A 24,592-nucleotide genomic window follows, 5' to 3' on the forward strand; every position below is an offset into this window, starting at 1 on the left:
TCACGCGACACGCTGGGCCGCCCATCGGCGAGCGGGACGCCGAGCGTCAGCCCCACGCGGCCACGCAGGCGCGCAAGGAAAAGGCAAGCGTCGGATCGATGTACTCGCGCGGCAGTTGCCGACCTTGCGTTCTTGACGGGGTTGGAGCACACGGGCGCGAGACGGGCCAGCGCAACCGCGCGCCGTGCACTGCGCGCGCATACGCAGTCTGCCTCGTCGCATCCAACGAATGCCTGATGCGGGGTTTTAGTGCTTGTCGCTCTCCGGATACCAGTAGATGCGCTTGCGCTTGCCCACGCCCGCGATATTGATCTTCTGAGCACCTAGTGCCGAGGTGGCGTCGCCACCTCCGGCTCCGGTCTGGTTACCGCCACCGAGCAAAACCGGCACAACGGTAGCTGTCGTGCCGCTGCCAATCGATACCATGCCGAATACCGGCGAAGGCGGAAAACCGCCGCCATCCAGGATAATCGAACGTTGTGGGTTTTGGCCTGATGCCGTAAGGAAGCTGAAGGAATAACTCCGGGCGATGCCGAGATTGGGGTAGCACATGCCCGCCTGAGGCACTGCTGGTGTATTTGTGCCAACGGTGGTATTTCCGGCCACGGTGAGCGGTGCATTCACTGCTTTCTCGCCGGGATTGCTGAGCGTAATGTAGAAGCCCGAACCGGTACCGTCGTACTTGGCAGTGGTGCTCGTATTGTTGACGAGGAGCGCCTCTGTGATGGGAGTCCAGGCGGCCGGCATGCCGCTTAAGTTGGTATCCTTCAGCATGTAGAGGCGATTGACCACGTTGTAAGCAGTCCCCTGCGTGGTCGAGGCCGAGTACAGAGGATGCTCGCGGTCACCCGTTCCGGCCGTAATGGCATCGTAGGTAGCAGTGGAAATGACGTCGGGTGCATAGAAGAACTTGCGCGCGTCATTCGTGTTGGATGCGCCGCCGAGTGCAGCGAGCTTGTTAAGCGTCCAGTTGGCAGGCGCATTGCCCGCGGTGGTTTCAAAGTCGGCTCTCCAGAGATTGCCGCCGACGTCGCCAACGTACAGGCGTTCGATATAACCGTCGCCATTACGGTCGAGCACAGTAACATCCGACGGGATGGCCCGGGTCAGGCCTGCAACCGACAGGCATGTACCGCTCATACCGCTACAGTTAGGCAGCGCGCTCCACACAATGGCACCACTGGCGGCATCGAATGCCACGATGCCGCGCCCCATGCTATCGACGCCCGGCGACGGGTCGCTATCCTCGGCCGAGTCATAGCCCGCGCCCATCACGACCAACGGGTTGGCGTAGCCGCGCACGCGCATGATGCGCGGCTGGGACCAGGTCTGGCCGAGTTCGGGAATATCAGCATTGGAGCGTTTCCACAGGAAGCGCGGATTGACGGGATCGGTCACATCGATTGCATAGATCAGCCGCCCGCCGCGGCGTGCCGTCAGGTAAATGACCACGCGAGGATTGGCCGCGTCGCGCAAGTCCTGCATCACGGTGGTACTTCCGTCGAAGAAGTAATCCCGTGGCGCCGGAGCGGGAGTGATACCGGCAGGCGTGGTCGAGAGCTTCACCTCCGGAGAGTTGGTGTAGAGACGGCTGAGCTTGCCAAGGAACTCCGGTGCGATGAAGCCCCATAGCTCGCCGCCCGGCCTCACGCTGCCAATGCCCTGCGTTTGGTTTCCGTTGATCGCGTGGAACACGCCATCGTTGGTGCCGTAGAACACCACGACTCCCTTGCTGCCGCCATAGTTGATGACAGCCGGCCGGGAATGCAGTACGTCTGCGTGGATCGAACTGCGCACGGTCACCGACCCGCCGGGACCCGGCTCCGCWTCGGTGCCGGCCAGACTGGTGGAATCCGAAGCGGCGACGTCCTGGCCGCGTACCCAGGCGATAAGCTTAGGCAATTCGGTGGCGGTGATGGTGGCCGCGCCGCTGGTCCCCGAGTTGATAATGGCAAGGCCGCCGGTGGCGCTCGCGTCCTTCAGCCACGCATTGGAACTATCGAATGACGGCATCGCCCCGTTAGTCGGGCAACTACCCGCGCCATTGCAGGTTATCAGTTGCCGGCCGGTCTGGCTGGTCAGCAACTGTGCGCGCAGCATCTCGCCCGCGCCTCCTTTCTCCACAACCTCCCCATCAGGGAAATCAAGTCCCCACCCGACACTGGACGGGCTGTTCTGCCAGTATCCTGTAGCAGGCCAATTACTGACCGCGCTGGCCCCATAACCGGCCGCGCCGAAGGAAAGCGGCGGCTCCGTCGTCCAGAAGCCGACAGCGTTCGGAGAGATGAAGCCCGTCGATGCGTTGCTGATGGCAGCGTTGCCCTTGGCATCCTGCAGTACGATGTTGCCGCCGGTGTCATAGCCGATCTGATACTGCTTGAGATTGCCTTGCCACCGCGGTGCTGCGGTGGCATCCGGGCGGAACATACCCACATAGACCTGGTTGAGGAACTGACCTTGGGCATTGACGGAGGCCGGAAGGCTGACCGAGGCAAACACGCTATTGATGGCCTGCACCTCGTTGAAGATTTGCAGCAAGGCCGACGTCAGCCCATTGACGTCACCGAGCTGGACCACATATGTCTTGCCGCCGCCATTGGTCGCCATGCTGCTCGCGAACTGGACATAGTCAGGGTTTTTGCTATCGGTCACCGCGATCGTGTAGGTCACGATGTTCTGACGGTTGGCCATGTTGCCCTGGACGTCGGTCTGGTACATGAAGCGAGCCCATTCGTCGCCCCAATTACTCTGGTATTTGTTGTTGGGAGCGGGAATGACAATTTGCTGTTGCTGAGCTGCAGTCGCGCCTGCTGCAACCAAGGCATCGGTGGCAACCTGGCCTGTATCTTGCGGCTTGCCGTTGTTCACGGCGTTAGCGATATAGATGACAAAATTGCGCTGACACGGATTGTCTATGGGCGAGGTGTACTTGGTGCCGGACAAGCCAGTCTGGCCGGCATAGTAAGCCCACGACTCCTGCATACCACCGCCGACCTGCGAATTATTGGAGTTGTCGGCCTGACGGTCGATTGTCTTCACATAGGTCAGGAAGCTGTCGACCCCGCTACTGTCCATCACCGGCAACTTATAGGGAGCCGCCGACGGGAACTTGAACTTGCCGCCGTTGTTGCTCCCGGAGCCGAACATCATCACGCCGAGATTGAGGTTACCCAGCAGTGAGGGGCTGGTCTTGATCGACGACACCGCGTTGTAGAGCGCGCACTGCTCGGCACCGACGTCCTTGCCTGCATTATTGCTGGAGACGACCCCCGATGTGGAGCAGGTGAAGCTGGCCGACGCATCCCAGGTCGATGCATTGTCGAGCAGGATCAGCACATTGGGCTTGCCGGCCAGGGGCTGCAAACCAGTGTACAGATCGATGTCCTCCGCTTTTGCCTGGTGCAAGGCGGACAGCGCGAGTAACGCGGCGATGGCAATGCGCGAGGCGGCGTGTTCAGCGAATTGACGCATTGTGGGTCCTGAGGTCAGGGGGTGAGGCAATCGAAATCTGGGTTGACAGCAAGCTTACGGGCATGCCGTGCCGACAGGCACGCGCACTGAGATGCCTTGGTGCAAGGTGGTGCTGGCGGCTGTGGCGGCGCTATCGCTGACGCTGGCCTTTATGTCCCATTGCGTGGCGTTGCACAGTGAATTTCCGCCACCGCCTCCGGATGCCGTCAAGATGCCGGTGTCCTGGTTACCATTGCCAACGAAACAGGAGACGTCGTCGGCATTGGACGTATCGAGGTCCGCATTCCTTACCGGCTTGCTGGTCTGGCACACCGGCGCGGCGACCTGCGCCGTATAGTCAGCGCTACCGTCGCCGTTCACATCGACCGGGACGCTAGCAGCGGCTGCCGCCGGGTTGGCGGTGAAGTCCTTGCTAATGACTTGCTCGATGCCTTGCTGCGCGGCATTCTGCGCCTCCACCCCGTGCTGCTGATTAGCGGCGACCTTCACATTGACGACACTGGAGCTGACCAACGATATCGTCATCAGCAAGAAGATAACAAGGAAAATTAGCGTAACAATCAGAGTGGCGCCGGACTGCCGGCGCTGTGCGATTAGCATGACTTACTCCCGGCGGCCAGCCACATTGGCCAGCCTTGCCACCCGGGCGTAGACATGGCGCTTGTAGCCGTCGTTGAACGGGCCACTGACCGTGGGCCGTCCGAGATCATAGGTGCGGCTGTCTGCCCAGCCGAGCGAGGTCCGCCGCGTGCGGGCAAGGACCTGAATGCGTACAGAAGTGACGTTCTGCCAGTTAGTGAGGGCAGTTGCCCAGTCGTATGCAGGTACCGAGGTGCAAATGGCGCTGTTGTTCACACCAGGGTCGCCGACGTAGCAGTCGGCGGAGCCGTTGCTGTCGAGATCCACGCCGTAGGACAAGTGCATATCCTGAATGCCTTGCGCCACCGAGCTGACCTGGAAGGCTCCGCCGGACAATTCCGCCATTTTCAGCGTCGGTACGCCGTCGCCAGCGCCGGAACACACATCGCAAGCTGCAAGATAAAAGATACGGACTACAGCCGCGCGCAACTCCGCGGTAATAGCCGGGTCACATGCCTTGGTGCGCATGGTGAAGGCCGGAGCGCTGGCACCGAACACGAACGATGTAGCGTCGTTGGAACAGTACGATACCTGCATATAAGGTTGCCCGACGGTGGCCGCCGCCGCGGGCGTCGTCGACACGCGCCTTATCACAAGTATTTCCGATGCCGGAGCCAAGTTCGGCAGGCATGGGGCCACAGTACCCGGTGCGTAGCCCTGAAGGCCGACAGGCACCGTCCCCGGTGAGTTGACGAAACCCAGCGCGCCCGGCGATGTAGCGCACAGCGCGGGGCTTGCCACGGTTGCGCCACTGGCTACGCTGGCGGCGCCGAAAAAACCGGCAAGCTCGACTTCACGACCCACGATGTCTACCACATAGCGCCCGTTTTCCACCTGCTCGGCACTATTGGAGAACTCTGAGCGCGACCGCGTGGTGGAATAATACAGACTCCCCAGGGCAGTCAAGAGCAGTAGCCCAAGTGTCATTCCGACCATTAACTCGATCAGCGACATGCCGCCCTGCCGGAGGCGCTTCGCAATCGCGGTGCGCTGCCGATTCACGAGAGAACTCCAATGCGTACCTGAATGCTTACCGCACGGCGATAGCTGTCATTGCCGAATTGTCCGTTGCCGCACGGCAGCGTCGGCGCGGTCGTCTTTGCAAGGCCCTGCCAGGCTACCGTGATGCGGTAGATCTGGTTTGTAGCATCAAGGGCTTCGATACAACCGATTGCACCAATCATGGCACCTACCGTCGCTCCGCCATTGCTCTCCGCGCTGCCAAGCAATGCTGCCCCCCAAGCTGCCAGGTCGGTACTTGTGATGGATTGCTGTGCAGCGGTGCCGACTGTGCAAGTTGGAGCGGGAACGGTGGCGCTGCCCGCCTTGGTAATGGTGGCGCCACTGGCATAGCAGGCTGCAGCCTGGCGGTTAGCATTGAGTCGGGCGGCCATGTCCTGAAGCAATGTCAGCGCCTGCACGCGCTGATAAGATTCCATTTCCGATTGGCTGGAGCGGGCAATCAGGCCTGCGGTACCCAGCAGCGCCACGAGCAGGATGACGACCGAGATCAAAACCTCGATCAGGGTGGCGCCGCGCTGCGCCGACTGGCGCAAGCGCTTACACGCATGGGGTGAGCGCGAGTTCATGTACATGTTCCGGATACCAGAGCGACGCGGCCGGTTCCGCTTACCTGCACGCAGATCGTCGTGGCTGCCTGAGGTGATACCGACGGCGCCACCTGGAACGTCAGGCTGCCGGCAGTGGGCCTCCCGTCGTTACCGACCGATAGGGAGTTGCCCGCGCTGCTAGTGATCGAAATGCCGTCATATGGACCGAAACTGCGCACCTTTTCGGTGCCGGCGGCCACGGCCCAACCCCCGGCCCAGGCGCCGGAGGCGGCCATGGTGACACTGCTGTTGCGCTTGACTGCCTCGCTGCGCGTCAATGTCAGCGCGGCGGAAAGATCCAGCGAGGCGTTGCGTGCGCGTTGTGTCACGATCAGGCTCGAGAACGATGGGGCCGCAGCAAACGCGATGATGGCAAGCACCGTCAACGCTACCAGCAGCTCTATTAGCGTGAATCCGCGATCCGCGACGGCGCTGGCTATATTCGATGCATGAGTATTTCGCATGGGCTATTTCCAGCAATTCGAACCCGTTCCGGAGACGCTCTTGTCCCCGGTATTCGACAGCGTCAACGTTCCACATGCCGCGTCGTTCGTGGCTTGGGTGCCCTGAGGGGCCGCCGTCAGGGAATATCCGAGTGGCGGGCCTGCGACCGCAGTGACCGTGATCTGGTAGCTGGGGGAAACTGTGCTGGGAAGACTGGCATAGCCGAGTGCGGCCAGGCTGGTGGCATAGGCCCGGTTGTCCACCAGGAAGCGCTCCTGCATGCTGGCGACTTCCAGCAGGAACGACTCCGCCGCTGCGCGATGGGAGCGCACAACGAATTGGATATAGGAGGGATAGGCAATGGCGGCAAGGATGCCAATAATTGCCACGGTGATCATCAACTCGATGAGTGTAAAGCCACCCCTGAGCCGAGCCTGGCGACCCAAGCCGCCGCACCCCGTGACTACCCCCAACTCCCGAAATAGCCGATGTTCTCGGCCATATCGCACCGCCGGGCTTCTGTGGCCCATGCTCGCGCTCCTTATCTTTTTTGCCCCGGATGACCCAGTTCCGGAGACGCTACGCGGCGAGTGTAGTCGCGAATCCACTCATGGTCAAAGGACTCTCGTTTTCTTGGCTCATCGAGCGTTGCACAGGATCCACTGCAGGGCGCGACTTGCCCTCGCGTACCCTAAAGCGCTTTGCATCTTTGGCGACTTTCGAGGGACGAAAAGTATTGTGCACCCAACAAATCACAATTCATGGGTCGCAGGATCTTTAATGCCGTACGTCAAGCCTTTCGTGAAGGGAAATAAGAATTATTTCGTGAATTCCGGAGCAATCTGCGCAGCAGYCGCCTGGCCGGCCATGCGTTTCGTTACGCCAAAGTCGGAGGCTCAGCAGGGCCCACAATGCGCCATCACAAGGAGACACCCCATCGAACTAAGATTCCAATGCAGATCGATCCGATAAAACGGGATACCCCCGATCCCGGGTTCACTATTTATTACAAATGAGCGGGATTGCGACCGATATACTCCCGCGAAGGTCCCCAGAAAAAGAGTTATGAAATCCATTTTGTTGTTGCTGATCGCCTGTGGCGCTTTGCTTAGCGGCTGCGCCGTGCTTCCTTACGACGATGGCTACGGCGGTGGCCAAGGCAATGGCTGCCCTCCCGGTCAAGCCAAGAAAGGGAATTGCCGGGTTGACCAGTATGGGAACGAGTCCTTCTGCCCGCCTGGGCAGGCGAAGAAGGGCCGCTGCTGATTTGAGCGCGCGGCGATCACATCGGCCTCCTTTGGCGCGCTTTGCGCGGCAGGCGCTGCATATCGACCGTCGGCTGTGCCAGCGCGTCGATTTGCTCGCACGGCCACATGCGCCCGGTGTCGCGCATCACAGATGTGCGTTTGTCTTGCTGCCGGTCCAACCTCTTGTCGATTAGTCCGTTGCAGCCTATCAAGAAGAGATGACTCGGAATCCCTATGTAACGGCCCCGAGTCGGGCCACGAGACTACCAGTCGGCGAGTTCGCCATGTTCTGTCCTACTCGACTTCGCCGTCGTCGGTGTCTGCGTCAGCCGCGTGCCGCTCGTGGTCCATCGCCGCGGCAGCCAGCGCCGCCGCGTGCGCCGGGGCCGCCTCTTTGCGCTCGCTGTAGCGGTCGGTCAGGTAATCGGACCGGTCCCGGACCAGCAGCGTGAACTTGTACAGTTCCTCCATCACATCGACCACACGGTCGTAGTAGGAAGAGGGCTTCATCCGGCCGGACGTGTCGAACTCCTGGTATGCCTTGGCCACCGACGACTGGTTCGGGATCGTCACCATCCGCATCCAGCGGCCCAGCACGCGCAGGGCGTTGACCGCATTGAAGGATTGCGATCCACCGCAGACCTGCATCACCGCCAGCGTGCGGCCCTGCGTCGGCCGGATGCCGGCGTGTTCCAGCGGCAGCCAGTCGATCTGGTTCTTGAAAACCGCCGTCAGTGTGCCGTGGCGCTCAGGGCTGCACCAGACCTGACCTTCGGACCATTCGGATAGCTTGCGCAGCTCCATAACCTTCGGATGGTCGGCGGGCACGCTGTCGGTCACCGGCAGGCCATGGGGGTCGAATACACGCGTCTCCGCGCCGAAATGCTGCAGGATGCGTTGCGCTTCCAGCGTCAGCAGCCGGCTGTAGGACGTCTCGCGCAGCGAGCCGTAGAGCAGCAGGATGCGAGGCGGGTGCGTGCTGACACGCGCTGGCTCGAGCTTCTGCAGGTCAGGCGTGTCGAGCACTGACGGCACGACATTGGGCAATGCAACCGTCATCGCGTGACCCTCTGACCCTGTGCGTCGATGACGACCTCGCCATCCTCCTTGGTGAACGGACCCTGCTGCGGCGACGGCAGAATGTCGAGCACGAGCTCCGACGGCCTGCATAGCCGGACGCCGCGCTCTGTCAAGACGAACGGCCAGTTGATCAGGATCGGATGCGCGAGCATCGCGTCGAGCAACTGATCGTCGGTCAATGCGGGATCGGCAAGGCCCAGTTCCGCGTACGGCGTCCCTTTTTCGCGAATCGCTTCACGCACGGTCAGGCCGGCTTGCGCGATCATCTGCTGCAACTTTGCACGCGAGGGCGGTGTCACCAGATACTCGATGACTTCGGGCTCGATGCCTGCATTGCGGATCATTGCTAGCGTGTTGCGCGACGTGCCGCATTCAGGATTGTGGTAGATCGTGAYAGACATTGTGTTTCCTTGGTGGGCCTCGGCCCTGTATTACTTGCCAGTTCCCGTATCAATCATCGCGCGTCGCGTGCTGGCCAGACGCCTCGATGACGTTCGGATGCCCGGGCGCGTCTGGACGTGGCAGCAAGGCGGTATGGACCAGCAGCCCGATACCGGCGCCGATCAGTTCCGCGAACATGAATCCGGGCACGCTTGTCGGTGCAATGCCCGCAAAACTTTCACTGAACATCCGTCCGAAGGCGGCTGCCGGATTGGCAAAGGAAGTCGAAGCCGTGAACCAGTAAGCCGCGCCGATGTAGCTGGCTACCATGGCCGGGGCCCGCCCGTCCGGTGCGCGCAGGATGACCAGGATCAGCCCGGCCGTCGCCACGGCCTCCGCGATCCATTGGCCTGGCCCACTGCGGAGCTTGGAAGAAAGCTGAAGGATGCTGACGTCGAACATGGCATGTGCCAGCCAGGCACCCAATACCGCGCCGGTCAACTGCGCGACGATGTACGGAACCAAGGCAGATCTCGGCAATTCAGCCCGGAGCGCCATCACGATGCTGACCGCCGGATTGAAATGTGCACCGCTGACTGGGCCGAACACCTCGATGAGGACGTAAAGTCCACCGACCGTGGCCAGTGTGTTGGCCAACAGCGCAACGGCAACGTTCCCGCCAGCCAACCGCTCGGCCATGATGCCTGATCCGATTACCACCGCAAGCAGCAACGCCGTACCGATGAGTTCCCCGGCGATCTGGCGTGGCAGATCAATCTTCGTCATAAACTAGCTCCGCGCGAGACGCTGCAGGGTCTCTTGCAACTCCGCGTCGGTCATCTCATCGATYGGCAGCAGCAGCAACTGCAGCATCCGGTAGGCGATGGCCTGCCGCGTCAGTTCGAACGCGAGCCGCTTCTTCTCGTCTCYCCCTTSCGTATTCGACGGRTCCGGATAGCCCCAGTGCACCTTGACCGGGCTGCCGGGCCAATAGGGGCATTCCTCCTCGGCGGCGCTATCGCAGACAGTAATGACAACGCGCATCTTGGGCGCGCCTTCGGCGACGAACTCGTCCCAGTTCTTGCTGCGGAAGTCGCTTACGTCGACCCCGGCTTCGCGTAGCACGTCGATGGCGAACGGGTTGGTGCGGCCGCTTGGCGAACTGCCAGCGCTGTAGGCGCGCATGTCGCGGCCAAATTGCTTCGCAAGATGGTTCAGCATGCCTTCGCCGAGCACGCTGCGTGCGGAATTGTGGGTACAGAGAATCAGGACGTTCGTAGTCATGGGGGCAGCAAAAAAGTTAGGGGTCGGGCGAGAGAGACGCTGTCAGCTCGTTCCGATGTCCCGCACGGCCTTCTGGAGCGCGACGGCGTCCAGCTTCGGCAAGGGCAGCGACAGGAACAGTTCGATGCGACGCTTCAGCGTGATGGTGGCGTCGTTGATGGCCTGCTGCTTTTGTGCATCGGTACCTTCGCATGCCGCGGGATCGGGCACGCCCCAGTGCGCGGACATCGGCTGGCCGGGCCATATCGGGCACAGCTCTCCGGCGGCCTTGTCACACACGGTGAAAACGAAATCGAGTTGCGGGGCGCCATCTTGCGAGAACTCATCCCAGCTTTTGCTGCGGAGCCCCGCTGTATCCAGTCCATGGCGCGCCAGTGCCGCCAGCGCGAAGGGATTGACCACGCCTGTCGGGTGACTGCCGGCGGAATAGGCGCGAAAGCGGCCCTTGCCCAGATGGTTCATCAGCCCTTCAGAGAGGATCGACCTTGCCGAATTGCCGGTACCGATGAACAGCAGGTTGTAGATCTTTTCGCTCATGGTTGGCCCTTAGCAGCAAGAAGGTTTGGACGTGACCGCGAYACCGACGGGCTTTCCCTTCGGGGCTCGCGGGGCGCAGCATGCGGATTGCGCCGACGCGGCCTCGACCTGCCGGGACTCCCCGTACACCGGCACGCTGCCAAGCGTGTGGAAGTGTTCCCATGCGATGCCTTGCGGATCGGTGAGCCAATACTTGTCGCTGCGGGCATAGCAGCAGCTCGTCTCGCCTTCGTCGAGTCGCGCCATGTCGGCAGCCTCGGCACGCGACTTCAGCTCCGACAGTTCGGCGGCGCCGTCGGTCTGGAATCCCAGGTGGTCCACACCGGGCTGCGCACCGCGCGCGGAAATGGCGAAGTTCACGCGCGGGTCTTCGAGCATCCATTTCGCGTAGTCGTCCTTGACGACGCTTGGCTCGGCGGCAAACAGCGCGGAGTAATAACGGATGCTGGCCGACAGATCGGCCACGCTTACGTGAACGTGGAAGCGCTTCATGATCAGGACTCCGAGGTAACGGAACAGCCGGTGAGCGGCGAGCACAGATTCCCGCCGCAGCAGTTCTCTGTGAGATAGCCAATCAAACCATTCATGGTCTCGAAGCGAGCCATGTAGATGATGGATCGGCCGTCCTGGCGGCTGGCGAGCAGGCCGGCCCGGTGCAGTTCCTTCAGATGGAAGGACAGCGACGACGCCGGCATATCCATGAGTTCGGCGATGCGACCAGCGGGCAGGCCCTCTGGTCCGGCCTGCACGAGCAGGCGGAACACGGCCAGGCGGACGGCGTGAGCGAGCGCGGCAAGCGCGCCAAGTGCGGCATCTGTTTCCATTATTCGAATGTAGTCGAATAATGGAAACCGTGCAAGCTTTGCTACTGCTTGAGAAGACCGATCGGGGCTCACGCTAGGTCAGCGCGGCACCCGTATCGGCAGAAACTGCAGAGCGCTGCACTTCGCTTCGAACGGCGGTAACCAACTGACCTTCGGTCATCCCTCGGCTGCCCATCGACGGACTGAAACTGGCCGGCAAACGACCGCTAGCCGGCCAACCCTCTACAGGGCGAGCTGGAGGCCGCGCGCCAGGCCCTCGCGGCTGCCCAGGCGCGTCAGGAGGAAGGTACGCGTCAGCTCGCAGCGCTCGAGCGGCAACTGCAGGAGCTACGTACCCAATTCTCGACCGAGTTGGAGCACACCCGCGAGCAGGTCGCCGTGGCCCAGGAGCGGGCCAGCGCCACCGAACGCCGTGCGCTGCGCGAGATCGACCAGGAACGCACACTGCGCCAGAAGGGCGAGCAGGCGGCGGCGGACCTGCGCACAGAACTGGCGGCCGGGCAGGCGAGGGCGCAAGACGCCGCCGTGGCCAGTGCTGCAGGCCGAGCGCGACACGCTCGGCGAGCAACTGGCGCAGACCCAGCAGGCGCTCGGACAAGGGCAGGCGGCACAGGACGGGCTGCGGGCCGAACTGGAAGCGGCGTTGCGGCGCGCCGAGCGCGCCCAGGCCGAAGCCACCGCGGCGCGCCGCCTGGTGCCGGCCCGGCGTCGGGCGCCGGTGGCGCGCACCAAGTTCAGGCCGGGGCCGGCTTGAGGACGGCCCCCGGAAGGGGTCGGATGGCATTTATCCACCGCGCACGGGGACAAGCCTGTGGACAAGCCGAGCGGCGGCCGAGTGCCGACGGCGTCAACGGAATTGATTAAAATTTAAGCAAAGAGAGCGGGCCACGCCTTCCCGGCGACGCCACGCCGGATCGCTCGCCTCCCTACATCTGTTCACCAACACCATGTCGATTGAAATCGAGCGCGCCGAAGCAATTACCTGGATCCGCATCCAGATGGCCCAGCACGGCCTGACCCTGGCCCAGCTGCAGGCGGCCGGCTGTTTTACGGAGCCGCCACCGGCGACGGTGCCTGGGGCGGTGCGCTATCGCAACGCGCACGGGCAGGGCTGGGACGGCCAAGGTGCCATGCCGGACTGGCTGCAGCGGGCGGTCAATGCGGGGCAGAGCGTGGAGCATTTCCGGGTAACCGCTACGAAGCAATAGCTGACCACTGCCGCAGAGCCAAAAACCAGAGAAGGGCCCCGGGCAGAAGCTTCGCCGGCAGCACGCACTGCTAGAATCGTGCGAGGTTCTAATAGGAGGCGCTGCTGCAGAGGCCAAGGTGCCGCAGCATCTGCCGCGGGAAGCCATGACGTCGGTTGTTTAGTGCCGGTAACCCGCTGAAAGCGCCCCGGCTTTGCACGGATGATCAGCTTGGCCTCAGCAAGGCAAGCGCGGGATCTTTCAGCCACAGCGTGACGGGTCCAGGATGCTCGAGATGCCGGACTGATGCAGCGTGGCCAAAATCAACGGCTGTAGAGATGAGAGAATGAATCGAAGGCACTTCATATTGAACGGCCCCCGCAAAGCGGGGCGAGGAATACAGCGCGCGGGCCATCTGCACAACAACTGCGTGGACCATTTGCGATGACGCGCAAACGAGTCACAACCCAGGTCCCGGAGGTGGTAGTGCCACAGGGGCCCGTGGTGAATGCCGACGCGCTTGCCGGGGACATCCGGCGCCTCATTAGCGAAGCCCGTGCGGGGCTTGCCGTCACGGTCAACGCGACATTGACGATGCTGTACTGGCGGGTCGGCCAGCGTATCCGCTCGGAAGTACTGGGCGGGGAGCGTGCCGAATACGGCGAGCAGATCGTCGTTTCTCTGTCGCGGCAGTTGGAGGCGGAGCATGGTCGTGGCTTCAGCGCCAAGAATTTGCGGCATATGCTGCGCCTCGCCGAGGCTTTTCCGTGCGAGGACATTGTCTACGCACTGAGTAGACAATTGAGTTGGACCCACCTCCGCAGCCTGATTTACATAGATGACCCACTCAAACGCGAGTTCTACCTTGAGATGTGCCGCAACGAGGGCTGGAGCACTCGCACTCTCCAAGACCGCCTGGACTCGATGCTGTTTGAGCGCACCGCATTGTCCCGCAAGTCGGATGAGCTTTTAGCGGCCGCCGACAAAGGACAGATGGAACTCTACCTGCGCTGGCTCGCCAAGCATGAGCAGGAGCCTGGGGAAGCGCCGCCGCTAGGCATCATCCTCTGCTCTGGCAAGAAACGCGAGCACATCGAGTTGTTGGAGCTGGACCAGACTGGCATTCATGTCGCTGAATATTTGACCGAACTGCCGCCCCGGCAACTGCTGGAGCAGAAGCTCCATGAGGCCGTTGCCCTGTCGAAGGCTAGGCTCGCGAATCGCGCCGACGACACAGGCGACGAGCTCGAGGCGGATGCGCACTGACCCACAGACCGGGTTACTTGGTTTGAACGGACTCAGGTTGAGGGCATGGATCTGTTGGCCATCGCTATCATTGAGGGGTCACCCTCTTTCGGCTCGATCATGAAAACTCTGTTTCTTGTGCGGCATGCCAAATCGAGTCGCGATGACCCGTCCTTGCCCGATCGGCAGCGTCCGTTGGACGATCGCGGCCGCCGTGACGCGTCCAAGATGGGCAAGCGCCTGGCTGATCGCGGGGTGGAGCCCGATCTGCTCGTGTCGAGCCCGGCGTTGCGTGCGCTGACCACGGCACAACTCATCGCCGACAAGATTGGCTACAAGCGCAAGGACATCGTCGTCGATGAACGCATCTACGCCAGCAGCCCGGACAAGTTGCTTGCCGTGATCTGCGCACTCGACAACGGGCTAGACCGCGTGATGCTCGTCGGCCACAATCCAGAGTTCACCGACCTCGCGCACCGGCTATCGAGCACAATCATCGACATGCCCACTTGCGCCGTCGTCGAGTTCCACTTCGATGCAAAAGCGTGGGCGGATGTCGCGGAGACCGGCTCGGCGAGGGTGAGGATGGACGCTCCGAATAGATAGTTCAGACTTCGTCGCTTCGGCCGGTGGGCTTGCGAACCGTCGCATATTGCACTGGAATCAAAGCTACCCCATCTTGGGCGCGCGCAAGACGCGCACTTCAACCGTGTGTGCCAGGCGAGGGAAGCCGACGAGACCTTCCAGCCTCTCTGTTACGCCGGGCCCGAGGACGTCGAATACGACGAGTCGGCAGAAAGGTCCCGAAGTCGTACGGCGTTGATTGGGCGCGAGAATTCGTAAGGAAGGCTTGGCGCAGGCGAGAAGCGAACGACACGCAAGAGACAAGGTCTCACCGTCCATGGGATAAGGAAGCGTCTGCACGTGCAGTGACTTCAATGAAGGAGAACGAATTGGCCCCAGAGCAAGTGGTTGAACCCGTTGTCGCGAGCAATGCGACGGACGGACTTGGTCAGATGGAGCTTCCCATCGCTGAGGCGATGCGCGACGCGGATCCCGTCATTGGTGAAGCCAGTGATGCATGCGTCGGTAGTGGCAGCGTTGACACTCAGACCCGACGTTTGGACTTCTGGTCCACAAGCCAGGATAGCGGCCCGACGGCGACCGTGTCATATCGGCGCCGGCGGCCTTACACAGCCCCGGACGCTTCAACGGAAGACGTGGCACCGGAAGAATCGATGGAAGCCACCGCCTCGGAAGCGACCACTGAAGCCGTGGCCGAAGCTCCGGTTGAAGTCCTGGCCACGGACGAACCGACGGAAGCTGCCGCCCAGGACGAACTGGCCGAAACGGCCGCCCCGGTAGCACCGCTTTACGCCCCAGCTCCGGAAGCTGCGCCGGAAGAGACGTGGGCCCCGAAGCGCGGTCGGAAGCCGAAAGCGCTCACCAAAACTGCCGCTGCGGAAGCTGCGCCGGAAGAGACGCGGGCCCCGAAGCGCGGTCGGAAGCCGAAAGCGCTCACCGAAACCGCCGCTCCGGAAGCTGCGCCGGAAGAGAGGCGGACCCCGAAGCGCGGTCGGAAGCCGAAAATCCTAGCTGAAGTTGCCGCTCCGGAAGTCACGACTCAAGAGACCCCAACCCGGAAGCGCGGGCCGAAGCAGATTGCACTGCCTGGAGTGGAGGCTGCCCCGGAAGCGCCGACTCAGAAGACGCAAACCCGGAAGCCGCGACAGGAGCAAAAAGCGCCTACCGCAACTCAAAGCCCGTCCAAATCCTCACTGCTCGCTCAACTGGCATCTGTCAATGCGCAACTTGAGCAGTTGCGAGCCACGGAAGTGCCAAAGGTCGTGGAGGAAATCCAGCAGTTGATGCAGGATTACGACCTCAGCATTGAGGACATTGCGGGCAAGCCCAGTGTTGAGCCCGCTGCCCGCGCTGTGCCGACCAAGACGAAGGCCGCGCCGCCTCCGAGGTACCGCAACCCCAAGACGGGCCAGACCTGGTCGGGGCGCGGTAGGGCTCCCGCGTGGATTGGCAAGAAGCCCGAGCGTTTCCTAATCGATCTCTTGTACTGAACGACAGGTTGGCGGGCGCGGCCGGTCCGCCCCTATTCTGCCTAGCAAACTCGGCAGGCCGGAAGTTCGGCGGCCACTGCGTAGGAAGACCAAGGGGAAGAGCCGGGCAACGAGCCGGGGGCAGCGGCGCTGCCTAACAATCAGGACGAAGGCAACGACAGCAGTGACGGCAGCGATGACAGCAAAGACTGAGCGGGCTGACGCGATCCGCTGGATCCAGACGCAGATGGACGACTACGGGCTCACCCTCGAAGAGCTCGACGCGGCGGGGTGCTTCGCGCCGCCACCGCCCGCACCACCGGCGCCGGTGGTTTGCTATCGCAACGCGGAAGGGCTCAACTGGGACGGGCAGGGCGAGATGCCCTCGTGGCTCAAGCGCGCGGTCAATGCGGGGCAGAGCGTTGAGTTTTTCCGGGTTGGATAGGGGCGCCGATGCATTCGGCCCGCTGTCCAACGGCGATGTGACCAGGGCTAACCGACACAACCCACGACGACCCATTTATGAAAGTACGCGTTTTTACCCTGTTGTGGCTCGCCGCCATGGCGAGCGGCGGTATGCTGCCACCCACGCAGGCACACGCCGGCGTGTTCGACGATGAGCAGGCGCGCAAAACGGTCATCAACCTGCGCGACCAGTTCAACAGTTTCCAGGCRACGGCTACCCAGCGCATTGAGCAGAACAGCCGCACCACACTCGACCTGCAGAACCAGCTCGAAGGCCTACGCCAGGAAGTCGCGCGACTACGCGGCCAGAACGAAGTGCTGCAGAACACGGTGGCGACGCTGCAGAAGCAGCAGAAAGACTATTACGCCGACCTGGATGCGCGCCTGAAGAAGTTCGAGCCGCAGCACGCTTCGGTCGAAGACCACCAAGGCACGTCGCAGCCGGGCGAGAAGCCCGAATACGACGCCGCGCTCAAGCATTTCCAGACGGGCGATTTCAAGAGCGCCGGGAATTCGTTCTCGTCGTTTATCAAGAAGTATCCGCAGAGCCCGTACCTGCCGCTGGCGCAGTACTGGCTCGGCAACTCGCTCTACGCGCAGCGCGACTACAAGGGGTCCACCTGGGTGCTGCAGAAAATGATCCATGCCAACCCGACGCATCCCAAGGTGCCGGACGCCATGATCGCGGTGGCCAATAGTCAGCTCGAGTCCGGCCAGAAGGATGCCGCGCGCAAGACTCTGGAACAGGTGGTGGCCAAGTATCCAGGTACCGAAGGCGCGCGTGCGGCGAGCAACCGGTTGAAGACGCTGAAGTAAGTGCGGGTCAGTTCGCGCCGGCCGTTGAGGCCGGCGCCCGGAAGGTGGTGCCCTGGTAGTGGCGGTCGCCCTTGGTCTGCAGGAAATAGCACTTCTTATCACTATGGCGACAATTTCCGGAAAACCTGTACGCCGGGACTTCCGCCCCGGCGACCGGCTTAGATGCGCGTGATGGGCAATCCGCCGGTAACGGCCGCGATCACGCTGTCGGACAGCACATTAACCGTCATTTGCACGCCCACGATGGGGTCATCGTGGTGCTGCGCGACCCCCTGCGCCTTCGCCCAGGCGAACCCGCATCATGTCGGGGTAGTGTCGATGGATCAGGTCCCAGTCGATGGACTGGCGGCACAAGCGCTCGATATGTTCATATCTGCGACACCGATCCGCTTTGTATAGCACCAGATCTTTGATATTGCGCATGCGCGGCATCAGGTTGATGCCCAGCAGATAGGACAGACCAAACACTGGGCCGCTCTGCGCCTGGGTGTCGCCGTGAATGGTATCCGGCTGGATCTCAGAGCCATTTCTGATGAGCCCGTCCAGGATGTACACCGCCTCATGCACGCCGCACGGAATGAAGTTGCTGAAGAGCGCGATATACATGTCGGAGACATGATAGTAGCCAATTCCGCCGTATCCGCCATAGCGGATGTGATACTCCGACAGCAGATTCTGCTCATAGAGGTTCCACTTCGTTCCATCCGCGGAAGCGATTACCTGGCCGACTACTTCGACCCCTTTGCCATGGAATTCGTCAGGACGATCCGCAATGCCCTGCCAGGCAACGGAGCCAGCTATGCGCACTGGGCCTATCTGTTTGCCGTGGGGGCGCTGGTAATGAGCGTGTTCGACAGCCGCATCGAGCGTATCTCCGGTGGCGAGGTCAAGGCAGGCGACGTGCGACGGAAGTCCGAGTACCTGGTGACTTTCATCGCGGCGGGGATTCGCGCCGGTACAGGGCCGAAGTCGTCGACGCGTTGGAGGTAGTCGAGGCTTGGCCGGGATTCGCAAAAAATCCGCCGCATCTCCGCTAAGCTGCTGATTTGAATGCGAAATCGATTGATGGATCGAGTGGCGGTACGCGCCGCTGCAAGTCGAGCAGGTAATCTCCGAACCGGTTGATATGCTCGCGGCGGTACGGCGACAGGGCCTTGAGCATTTCGGCGTTCACCGGGTGCCCGCGTTCCTGCAAATCCTTGAGCTTGCGCGACATCCACTGAACGTTGTGGAGGATGACCATGTTGGCGACCTAACTCCTTGGCAAGCTCGAGGAGTTCATTGTCTACTTGGACAACAACCGGCACTTCATCGTGAACTACGGTGACCGCTATCGACATGGCGAGCCCATTGCCTCAGGTTTTGTCGAGTCAGCCGTCAACCAGGTGGTCAGCAAGCGGTTCGTCAAACGGCAGAACCGCCACTGAACAGGCCACCGCTACTTCAGTGTGCCTCTCCCCTCCAGCACAAAGCGACAATGCGGCCATCCATCACCGCAACATGGAACATATCTGGAAGCAATGATGCGTTGTCCATCAGGCCACATTCGTGTAGTACCCCGTGGTAATCGTGGGCAGGTCCGTCCGCAGTAGTGGCGGAGCGAATCTGTAAGGCTCGAATCATTGCTGCTCTGGCGTCCGACGAAGAAACTTATCCGTAATGTATTTACTTAATAGATGTTGAGCACACGATACCGCAACGTAGTTTTAGGGACAGGCCGGTATTAGGTAATACCGGTCAGACGATCCGTTATTCTTCGAATGAACGGCGCAGCAAACACCACCACGGGCAACATCGCAGCCCAGGACAGCAGCCACAATCTAGCCCAGTGCATCATGAAATTCCCGGTTTCCCAAAACGGAAAACTTGCAATGCAGGCGGTAATACCGGTCGTCAGGCAAGATTGGACGATTCCGTAGATAAAGTGACCGTGGCGTTTTGCAGCTCTTGACATTGTATTGAATAATGCGACGGTTCAAGCTATTTTCAAAAAAAGCCCGGATACTTAACGTAATATCCGAGCTTCCTTCAGGTAAGCTTCATTTAACTTATTTCGATTTCTGTAGGTAGCATGTTGTGAATAATTAATGGCATAATTCGGATGATGACAGCAATCAATTGGCCTTCAACTGCCGATGCGGATCAATAACGAATTTCTTCGGTGCCCCCGCGTCGAACTCAGCATACGCCTTTGGCGCATCGTCCAACGAAATCAATTGCACGCCAACAATATCGGCAATCTTGATGCGATCCCAAAGAATTGCTTGCATCAATGCGCGGTTATATTTCATGACCGGTGTTTGGCCCGTAAAAAAACTGTGCGATTTCGCCCAACCGAGACCCAAACGAATCGATAAAGAACCCTTCTTGGCTGCCGTATCGGCAGCACCAGGATCATCTGTAACATATAAGCCGGGAATGCCGATCTTGCCGGCAGCGCGCGTCACTTCCATTAAAGAGTTGAGCACGGTAGCCGGCGCTTCGTGTTGCGCACCTTCATGCCCGTGACCGCGTGCTTCAAAACCTACCGCATCGATTGCGGAGTCAACCTCAGATGTACCAAGTATCTGTGCGATCTGATCTACCAACAGCACATCCTGCGACAAGTCGACCGTCTGAAATCCTACTTTACGCGCATGCACCAATCGGGCTGGGTTTACATCTCCGACGATGACTACAGCAGCGCCAAGCAACTGCGCCGATGCCGCTGCGGCAAGCCCGACCGGCCCCGCGCCCGCAACATACACCGTGCTTCCAGGCCGAACACCAGCCGTCACGGCGCCGTGAAATCCCGTCGGTAAAATATCCGACAAACACGTCAAATCACGGATTTTTTCCAGCGCCACCTCCCTGTTCGGAAATTTCAGCAGATTGAAGTCTGCATAGGGCACCATCACATATTCAGCCTGACCGCCGACCCATCCGCCCATATCGACATAGCCATAGGCTCCGCCGGCGCGGGAAGGATTTACTGTCAAGCACACGCCGGTATCCTGCTCCTTACAGGTACGACAGCGACCGCAAGCCACATTGAACGGTACCGACACGATATCGCCCACCTTAAGGGTTTCGACATCGCGGCCCATTTCGATCACTTCACCGGTGATTTCATGGCCGAGAATGAGGCCAGCCGGTGCGGTGGTGCGACCGCGCACCATGTGCTGGTCCGAGCCACAGATGTTGGTCGAAAGTGTTTTGAGAATGACGCCGTGTCCGATGGGGCGGCCGCGTGGATCAACCAACTTTGGAAATGGAATACCTTTAACTTCGACTACGCCCTGCTTGATGAATGCAACACCGCGGTTTTCCACCATGAAATTATCCTTTTTTATATTTATTTAAATATTAAGAATAGACGAAATATTAAATAATCACCGCATTATGCAATTATACGTGCTGCGAGTAACGTCTGGTGCGCGGCAACCTCAATTGTCTTGCCGAACCGCGGAAGTACGACGGTGAACGGGCGAGTCGGATAATGTCCGCTGGAGGCGAATGTTTCGTAGCGCAACGCACCCATCGATTTTCCGCTTTCTTTCCAAATTCGGCCGACTGTCTCAAGCATGGCGATCGGCCCGCAGATGTACAGTTCACCATCACCCGTCACGCTGTCGACAATTTTCTTCAAATCGAGTGGTCCTGTTTCCTCGGCCACGGATAATTCCAGGCGGTCGCCCAGCCAACTTCGTAGCAGGTTCACCAGCGCCGCTTCCGTATGGTTTCGTACGCCGTAGAATAGCCGTACGGGCTTATCACTATTTCTCAAGGCATATGCCATGCTGATCAACGGTGTGATCCCGACACCGCCGGCGACCAGCGTATAAGAGGGCGCATAGCGGCTCAACTCGAAATGATTATGTGGCTGCGATATTTCGAGCGCATCGCCGACTTTCAGGCCCCACATGTAGCGCGAGCCACCCAACCCTTCTTCCATTAGCTTAACCGCGATGCGATATATTTTTTTGTTATCGCCAATATCGATCAACGAGTAGGTCCGAATTTCGGTTCGCTACTCCACTTTCACCCTTACTCTCAAATGAGAACCAGGCGTCCAGATGTTGAAATGGTTGCCAGCAGCAATTTCTATCATTCGAATGCTCGGGCTGACGTTCTCAATGCGTTCAATAGAGACTATTGCCCAGTCGTCTCGAAATTTCATGATTTAAATTTTTACGGGTTGATTTTTTCTAATTCACGGAATTAATTCATCTAACGCGTGCGTCGCCTTAGTTCGCTACGCGAATCGGAATAACGTCAGAAGGAAGCGTGGTGCTATTTTCAGCTTGAATCATCCGATCTATGAATCGCCGCGCCCATAATGCTCCGGCATCGATATTTAGATTGTAAAATTCGCGCTCCGGGTGGTCCAAAATCGCTTGTTGCTGCGCCTCGACGATAATCTCATCTTCGCGGAACACGCTACGCACGCCCTGACGGAATTGCTGCGTGATGCTTTGTTCGCTAATACGATAATTGCGGCAGAAAGCCCAAATGTAATGCGACGTGGTATCTGTTTCCGGCGTGAWCGTATTCAGTACATAACCATTAACGCCCTGCGAGCGATCGCCTTCGCGTGCACCTGTTCCTACGGGCGCGACGCCAACATCGATCGTGACCGTACAAGGTGCTTCGAAGCGGATAATCTGCCAGCGATCGACCTTGCCGGTCCAGCCGTTATGTTTGCGCAATTGCACGGCCCAAAACGGCGGCGCATCGACATTGTGCATCCAGCGCGATACGGTGACGAATTTATCGTCGTAAGTCACCTCGAATGGGGATTCGGCTTGTTCGCTCTGATGCAGGCTAGTGACGTGAACGAAAGTCTCGTGCGTCAAATCCATCAGGTTATCAACTACCAGACGGTAATCGCACTTGGCGTGAATGGTCTCGCCGTCGCCGGCCCAAGCAGGATCGTCATTCCAGTGAAAATCGGGAATCGTCGCCGGATCGGCCTTCGATGCATCGCCGAGCCAGAGCCAGATCAGGCGATGTTTTTCCACCACTGGATAGGATCTGACGCAGGCCGAGGGGTTCAGTGTTTCCTGCGATGGCATTTCAATGCATCGGCCGCTGGCGTTAAATACCAGCCCATGATAACCACAAACTACTGTATCGCCTTCGAGGCGGCCCCTCGACAGTGGAAGCAGACGGTGCCAGCAGGCGTCTTCCAGTGCCACTGGGGTGCCGTCGGTTTGTCGATACAGGACCACTTTTTTATTACAGATAGTGCGCGCCAGAAGTGTGCGCTTGACGTCCACATCGTATGCCGCCGCATACCACGCATTCATGGGAAAATTGGGTGTATTTGACGGTGAATTCATTCGCGTCTCCTGTAGATAATGTTGATTATCGTCCGATTTTTTGATTGTCGCCACGCGTCTTAATGGCGACAATTTTCCGATATAAATGACGGTCACGACCGTTCTAAATAACAAATATCGAGCGCAAGGCGAAACGCCGGGTTCTCAATCTTTTGAAAATAGCCAAAAAATGAATTGCTATTTCTGCATGTTTAAATATCCGGGAATCTTTGGAATATTGCCGCGCCCTGGTACATCAGCTATGACACTGCCGGTTCACGTCGGTTACGGGAGTCCGGAACACTTGCGTGAGCGATGGCGACTGCTATTGCGGCACCGGCCATGGGCAGAACGAAAGCGATGTATAGGTTGGCAACGGACCATCCTCCGTCCAACAACGCGCCCACTGCAAGAGGTGAAAGTACCGCTCCAATTCGGCCGGCACCTGCCGCGAGACCGACGCCAGTCGTCCGGATTCCGGTCGGATAGATTGTCAACGACAAGGCATACATGCCTGCTACGGATGCGGTGAGCACGGCGCCAAGCAGAATGCTGACTGCCATCACCACGTTGAGAGAGGTGGTGTGGGTGCCGAAGGCGAACATAAACGCGCCACCGGCTACCAGGCTGGCGATGAGAAGAGGACGCAAGCTAAATCTGGCGGATAGCAAACTAAATAGCACTGATCCTGCAATGCCCCCAAGATTGAGCAACACGCCACCGGTAACGCCTTGTTCGGCTGACATGCCGGCTTGCACTAGCAGCTTTGGCGTCCAACTGGCGACGAAGTAAAAACTTCCCAGGACAAAGAAGAAAGCGGCCCACAATGCCAGCGTCCGATGAAGCAGCGGTGCCCTCATGAGCGCGGCACCACCATCGAATGGCTTAGCGGCCTCAGTCACGTTGGTCAGCTCGGGAAGCGTGTCAATCGGGGAGCGCTTCATTCTGACAAGTGTCCGATTGATTGTTCGAAGCGCGTGGGCAGGACGCTTGGTGAGGAGGTAGTCGAGAGACTCGGGTAGCACGGCGAGCACCATTGGGATGGCCAGAAGCGTAGCTACGCCGCCGAACGCGAAGACGCTGCGCCATCCCCAGATCGACATCAGGTAAGCGGCAATGACACCGCCTACGGTAGCCCCCACGGCATAACCGGTGGACTGAAAACTAATTGAAGCGCTGCGCCATCTGTTCGACGCGTATTCCCCACCAATTACCACGATGCTGGCCACCATGCCTCCAATTCCAAGCCCCGTGTAAGCGCGCGCTGCGGCAAGCTGCAGGACGCTTTGCGTGACCGAGCTCACAAGCATCCCGCTCCCGATGATGCACAGACAACACAGGATGACCTTGCGGCGGCCGATCCGATCGCCAATCGGAGCGATCAAGACTGATCCGACGCCTATGCCGACCAGTCCCGCGCTGAGAAGCAAGCCAAGCTCCTTGCCACTCAGTCCCCACCCGGCGGCGAGTTGGGGCGCAGTAAACGCCATCGCCAGTACGTCAAATCCGTCGAGCATGTTCAAGATGATGCACGCGATGACGGCCACTGTCTGAAGCGTGCTCATGGGCGACTCATCGATTATCTTCCGAATATCTGTACTCACTCCGCTATCCTCCTGAAGGTTAATATTGCCAGCTGATCTGGCTGATTTGCACTTAGCAAGTGCGGCAGCAGCTCTTATTGACGTTCCCTCGTCTTCTCAGAGGAGGAGACTCAGCACATATAGACGATACGAACGGGCGACTTCGCATATGCGATTGCGGCTGGCTGCTGCAATGCTGGCGATCTTTTGTGGTCAAGCCCGTAGCTACTCGTTCCGTGCCATAGCGTAGTGAAGGGTCATTGTGTGGTTATAGGCGCCGAAAGTGGCCTCGGATTGGGAACCTGTCATCACTTCCGGTTTCCTAATCTGAAGCCGTATTCGGCGTCGTCGACCGTTACACAAAGATGTGGTGACTGCGGCCATCGTTTTTTTCCTGAATGTTGTGGACGAGCGGATTAGCCCTG

At 59.9% G+C, this 24,592-nt stretch carries 26 protein-coding genes and 5 pseudogenes; 11 read left to right on the forward strand and 20 right to left on the reverse strand.

Annotated elements, in window-relative coordinates; all coding sequences use genetic code 11:
- Window positions 1–246 precede the first annotated feature (246 nt).
- The 6 genes from AC1DK4_RS37220 to AC1DK4_RS37245 are packed head-to-tail and all read right to left on the reverse strand — an operon-like array spanning window position 247 to window position 6,610.
- Window positions 247–3,471 carry a pilus assembly protein gene (locus tag AC1DK4_RS37220; RefSeq protein WP_477132140.1) on the reverse strand — a complete coding sequence of 1,075 codons (3,225 nt, stop codon included), beginning with the start codon at window positions 3,469–3,471 and terminating at the stop codon, window positions 247–249.
- Between the two features lie 54 nt (window positions 3,472–3,525).
- The gene (locus tag AC1DK4_RS37225) at window positions 3,526–4,071 is read right to left on the reverse strand and encodes a PilX N-terminal domain-containing pilus assembly protein (RefSeq protein WP_441623481.1); all 546 of its coding nucleotides are present in this window, start codon (window positions 4,069–4,071) and stop codon (window positions 3,526–3,528) included.
- Between the two features lie 3 nt (window positions 4,072–4,074).
- Window positions 4,075–5,112 carry a PilW family protein gene (locus AC1DK4_RS37230; protein ID WP_441623483.1) on the reverse strand — a complete coding sequence of 346 codons (1,038 nt, stop codon included), beginning with the start codon at window positions 5,110–5,112 and terminating at the stop codon, window positions 4,075–4,077.
- Window positions 5,109–5,699 (reverse strand): type IV pilus modification protein PilV, encoded by a 591-nt coding sequence (gene pilV, locus AC1DK4_RS37235; protein WP_441623485.1) that lies wholly within the window; start codon window positions 5,697–5,699, stop codon window positions 5,109–5,111. Before pilV ends, AC1DK4_RS37230 begins: the two co-directional genes overlap by 4 nt.
- The gene (locus AC1DK4_RS37240) at window positions 5,696–6,184 is read right to left on the reverse strand and encodes a GspH/FimT family pseudopilin (RefSeq protein WP_441623487.1); all 489 of its coding nucleotides are present in this window, start codon (window positions 6,182–6,184) and stop codon (window positions 5,696–5,698) included. Before AC1DK4_RS37240 ends, pilV begins: the two co-directional genes overlap by 4 nt.
- A 3-nt stretch (window positions 6,185–6,187) precedes the next feature.
- A complete protein-coding gene (locus tag AC1DK4_RS37245; protein WP_441623538.1) occupies window positions 6,188–6,610 on the reverse strand; it encodes a type IV pilin protein in 423 nt (140 codons plus the stop codon).
- 340 nt (window positions 6,611–6,950) lie between these two features.
- Here AC1DK4_RS37245 and AC1DK4_RS37250 point away from each other — a divergent pair.
- Both AC1DK4_RS37250 and AC1DK4_RS37255 read left to right on the forward strand, forming a co-directional pair.
- A pseudogene (locus AC1DK4_RS37250) lies at window positions 6,951–7,067 on the forward strand (IS110 family transposase); the annotation flags it as partial.
- Window positions 7,068–7,229: 162 nt separating this feature from the next.
- Window positions 7,230–7,430, forward strand: a complete 201-nt coding sequence (locus AC1DK4_RS37255) for a hypothetical protein (protein WP_441623489.1) — start codon at window positions 7,230–7,232, stop codon at window positions 7,428–7,430.
- 275 nt (window positions 7,431–7,705) lie between these two features.
- Here AC1DK4_RS37255 and arsH read toward each other — a convergent pair whose 3' ends face one another.
- From arsH to AC1DK4_RS37290, 7 genes are read right to left on the reverse strand one after another with little or no spacing between them, the layout of a single operon-like run.
- Window positions 7,706–8,470: an arsenical resistance protein ArsH gene (gene arsH, locus AC1DK4_RS37260; protein ID WP_441623491.1), complete on the reverse strand. Its 765-nt coding sequence runs from the start codon at window positions 8,468–8,470 to the stop codon at window positions 7,706–7,708.
- Window positions 8,467–8,892 (reverse strand): arsenate reductase (glutaredoxin), encoded by a 426-nt coding sequence (gene arsC, locus AC1DK4_RS37265; RefSeq protein ID WP_477132141.1) that lies wholly within the window; start codon window positions 8,890–8,892, stop codon window positions 8,467–8,469. Before arsC ends, arsH begins: the two co-directional genes overlap by 4 nt.
- A gap of 49 nt (window positions 8,893–8,941) precedes the next feature.
- Window positions 8,942–9,658, reverse strand: a complete 717-nt coding sequence (locus AC1DK4_RS37270; protein WP_441623495.1) for an aquaporin — start codon at window positions 9,656–9,658, stop codon at window positions 8,942–8,944.
- Window positions 9,659–9,661: 3 nt separating this feature from the next.
- Window positions 9,662–10,156 (reverse strand): arsenate reductase ArsC, encoded by a 495-nt coding sequence (locus AC1DK4_RS37275; protein WP_477132142.1) that lies wholly within the window; start codon window positions 10,154–10,156, stop codon window positions 9,662–9,664.
- 42 nt (window positions 10,157–10,198) lie between these two features.
- Window positions 10,199–10,693 carry an arsenate reductase ArsC gene (locus AC1DK4_RS37280; protein WP_441623499.1) on the reverse strand — a complete coding sequence of 165 codons (495 nt, stop codon included), beginning with the start codon at window positions 10,691–10,693 and terminating at the stop codon, window positions 10,199–10,201.
- A gap of 9 nt (window positions 10,694–10,702) precedes the next feature.
- Complete coding sequence (locus tag AC1DK4_RS37285) at window positions 10,703–11,185, reverse strand: ArsI/CadI family heavy metal resistance metalloenzyme (protein ID WP_477132143.1); 483 nt, start codon at window positions 11,183–11,185, stop codon at window positions 10,703–10,705.
- Between the two features lie 2 nt (window positions 11,186–11,187).
- The gene (locus AC1DK4_RS37290) at window positions 11,188–11,517 is read right to left on the reverse strand and encodes an ArsR/SmtB family transcription factor (RefSeq protein WP_441623503.1); all 330 of its coding nucleotides are present in this window, start codon (window positions 11,515–11,517) and stop codon (window positions 11,188–11,190) included.
- 532 nt (window positions 11,518–12,049) lie between these two features.
- On the opposite strand from AC1DK4_RS37290, the gene AC1DK4_RS37295 reads away from it, so the two are divergent.
- From AC1DK4_RS37295 to ybgF, 7 genes are all read left to right on the forward strand, one after another.
- A complete protein-coding gene (locus AC1DK4_RS37295) occupies window positions 12,050–12,271 on the forward strand; it encodes a hypothetical protein (RefSeq protein WP_441623505.1) in 222 nt (73 codons plus the stop codon).
- Between the two features lie 193 nt (window positions 12,272–12,464).
- Window positions 12,465–12,725 (forward strand): H-NS histone family protein, encoded by a 261-nt coding sequence (locus AC1DK4_RS37300; protein WP_441623507.1) that lies wholly within the window; start codon window positions 12,465–12,467, stop codon window positions 12,723–12,725.
- Between the two features lie 423 nt (window positions 12,726–13,148).
- The gene (locus AC1DK4_RS37305) at window positions 13,149–13,970 is read left to right on the forward strand and encodes a PDDEXK nuclease domain-containing protein (protein WP_441623509.1); all 822 of its coding nucleotides are present in this window, start codon (window positions 13,149–13,151) and stop codon (window positions 13,968–13,970) included.
- Window positions 13,971–14,015: 45 nt separating this feature from the next.
- Complete coding sequence (locus AC1DK4_RS37310) at window positions 14,016–14,555, forward strand: SixA phosphatase family protein (RefSeq protein WP_441623511.1); 540 nt, start codon at window positions 14,016–14,018, stop codon at window positions 14,553–14,555.
- Between the two features lie 332 nt (window positions 14,556–14,887).
- Complete coding sequence (locus AC1DK4_RS37315; RefSeq protein ID WP_441623513.1) at window positions 14,888–16,024, forward strand: H-NS histone family protein; 1,137 nt, start codon at window positions 14,888–14,890, stop codon at window positions 16,022–16,024.
- Window positions 16,025–16,199: 175 nt separating this feature from the next.
- The gene (locus AC1DK4_RS37320; protein ID WP_441643610.1) at window positions 16,200–16,448 is read left to right on the forward strand and encodes an H-NS family nucleoid-associated regulatory protein; all 249 of its coding nucleotides are present in this window, start codon (window positions 16,200–16,202) and stop codon (window positions 16,446–16,448) included.
- A gap of 77 nt (window positions 16,449–16,525) precedes the next feature.
- Window positions 16,526–17,284, forward strand: coding sequence for a tol-pal system protein YbgF (gene ybgF, locus AC1DK4_RS37325; RefSeq protein WP_441623516.1), 759 nt, complete (start codon window positions 16,526–16,528; stop codon window positions 17,282–17,284).
- A 285-nt stretch (window positions 17,285–17,569) separates the two neighbouring features.
- Here ybgF and AC1DK4_RS37330 read toward each other — a convergent pair.
- Window positions 17,570–17,998, reverse strand: a pseudogene (locus AC1DK4_RS37330) (Tn3 family transposase); the annotation flags it as partial.
- A gap of 6 nt (window positions 17,999–18,004) precedes the next feature.
- On the opposite strand from AC1DK4_RS37330, the pseudogene AC1DK4_RS37335 reads away from it, so the two are divergent.
- Window positions 18,005–18,274, forward strand: a pseudogene (locus AC1DK4_RS37335) (TetR/AcrR family transcriptional regulator); the annotation flags it as partial.
- Window positions 18,275–18,317: 43 nt separating this feature from the next.
- Here the strand turns inward: AC1DK4_RS37335 and AC1DK4_RS37340 are convergent.
- Window positions 18,318–18,536, reverse strand: a pseudogene (locus AC1DK4_RS37340) (Tn3 family transposase); the annotation flags it as partial.
- A 4-nt stretch (window positions 18,537–18,540) separates the two neighbouring features.
- On the opposite strand from AC1DK4_RS37340, the pseudogene AC1DK4_RS37345 reads away from it, so the two are divergent.
- A pseudogene (locus AC1DK4_RS37345) lies at window positions 18,541–18,699 on the forward strand (ISKra4-like element ISBte1 family transposase); the annotation flags it as partial.
- A gap of 308 nt (window positions 18,700–19,007) precedes the next feature.
- Here the strand turns inward: AC1DK4_RS37345 and AC1DK4_RS37350 are convergent.
- The 5 genes from AC1DK4_RS37350 to AC1DK4_RS37370 form a co-directional block, all read right to left on the reverse strand.
- Window positions 19,008–19,238 carry a DUF2798 domain-containing protein gene (locus AC1DK4_RS37350; RefSeq protein WP_441623518.1) on the reverse strand — a complete coding sequence of 77 codons (231 nt, stop codon included), beginning with the start codon at window positions 19,236–19,238 and terminating at the stop codon, window positions 19,008–19,010.
- 160 nt (window positions 19,239–19,398) lie between these two features.
- Window positions 19,399–20,598 (reverse strand): formaldehyde dehydrogenase, glutathione-independent, encoded by a 1,200-nt coding sequence (gene fdhA, locus AC1DK4_RS37355; RefSeq protein WP_441623520.1) that lies wholly within the window; start codon window positions 20,596–20,598, stop codon window positions 19,399–19,401.
- Window positions 20,599–20,663: 65 nt separating this feature from the next.
- Window positions 20,664–21,269: a ferredoxin reductase gene (locus AC1DK4_RS37360; protein ID WP_477132144.1), complete on the reverse strand. Its 606-nt coding sequence runs from the start codon at window positions 21,267–21,269 to the stop codon at window positions 20,664–20,666.
- A 241-nt stretch (window positions 21,270–21,510) separates the two neighbouring features.
- Window positions 21,511–22,605: an aromatic ring-hydroxylating dioxygenase subunit alpha gene (locus tag AC1DK4_RS37365; RefSeq protein WP_477132145.1), complete on the reverse strand. Its 1,095-nt coding sequence runs from the start codon at window positions 22,603–22,605 to the stop codon at window positions 21,511–21,513.
- A 239-nt stretch (window positions 22,606–22,844) separates the two neighbouring features.
- Entirely contained in the window at window positions 22,845–24,188 is a 1,344-nt protein-coding gene (locus tag AC1DK4_RS37370; RefSeq protein WP_441623526.1) for an MFS transporter, read from the reverse strand.
- Window positions 24,189–24,592: the final 404 nt, after the last annotated feature.

It is taken from the genome of Cupriavidus sp. 05N38 (assembly GCF_056397345.1).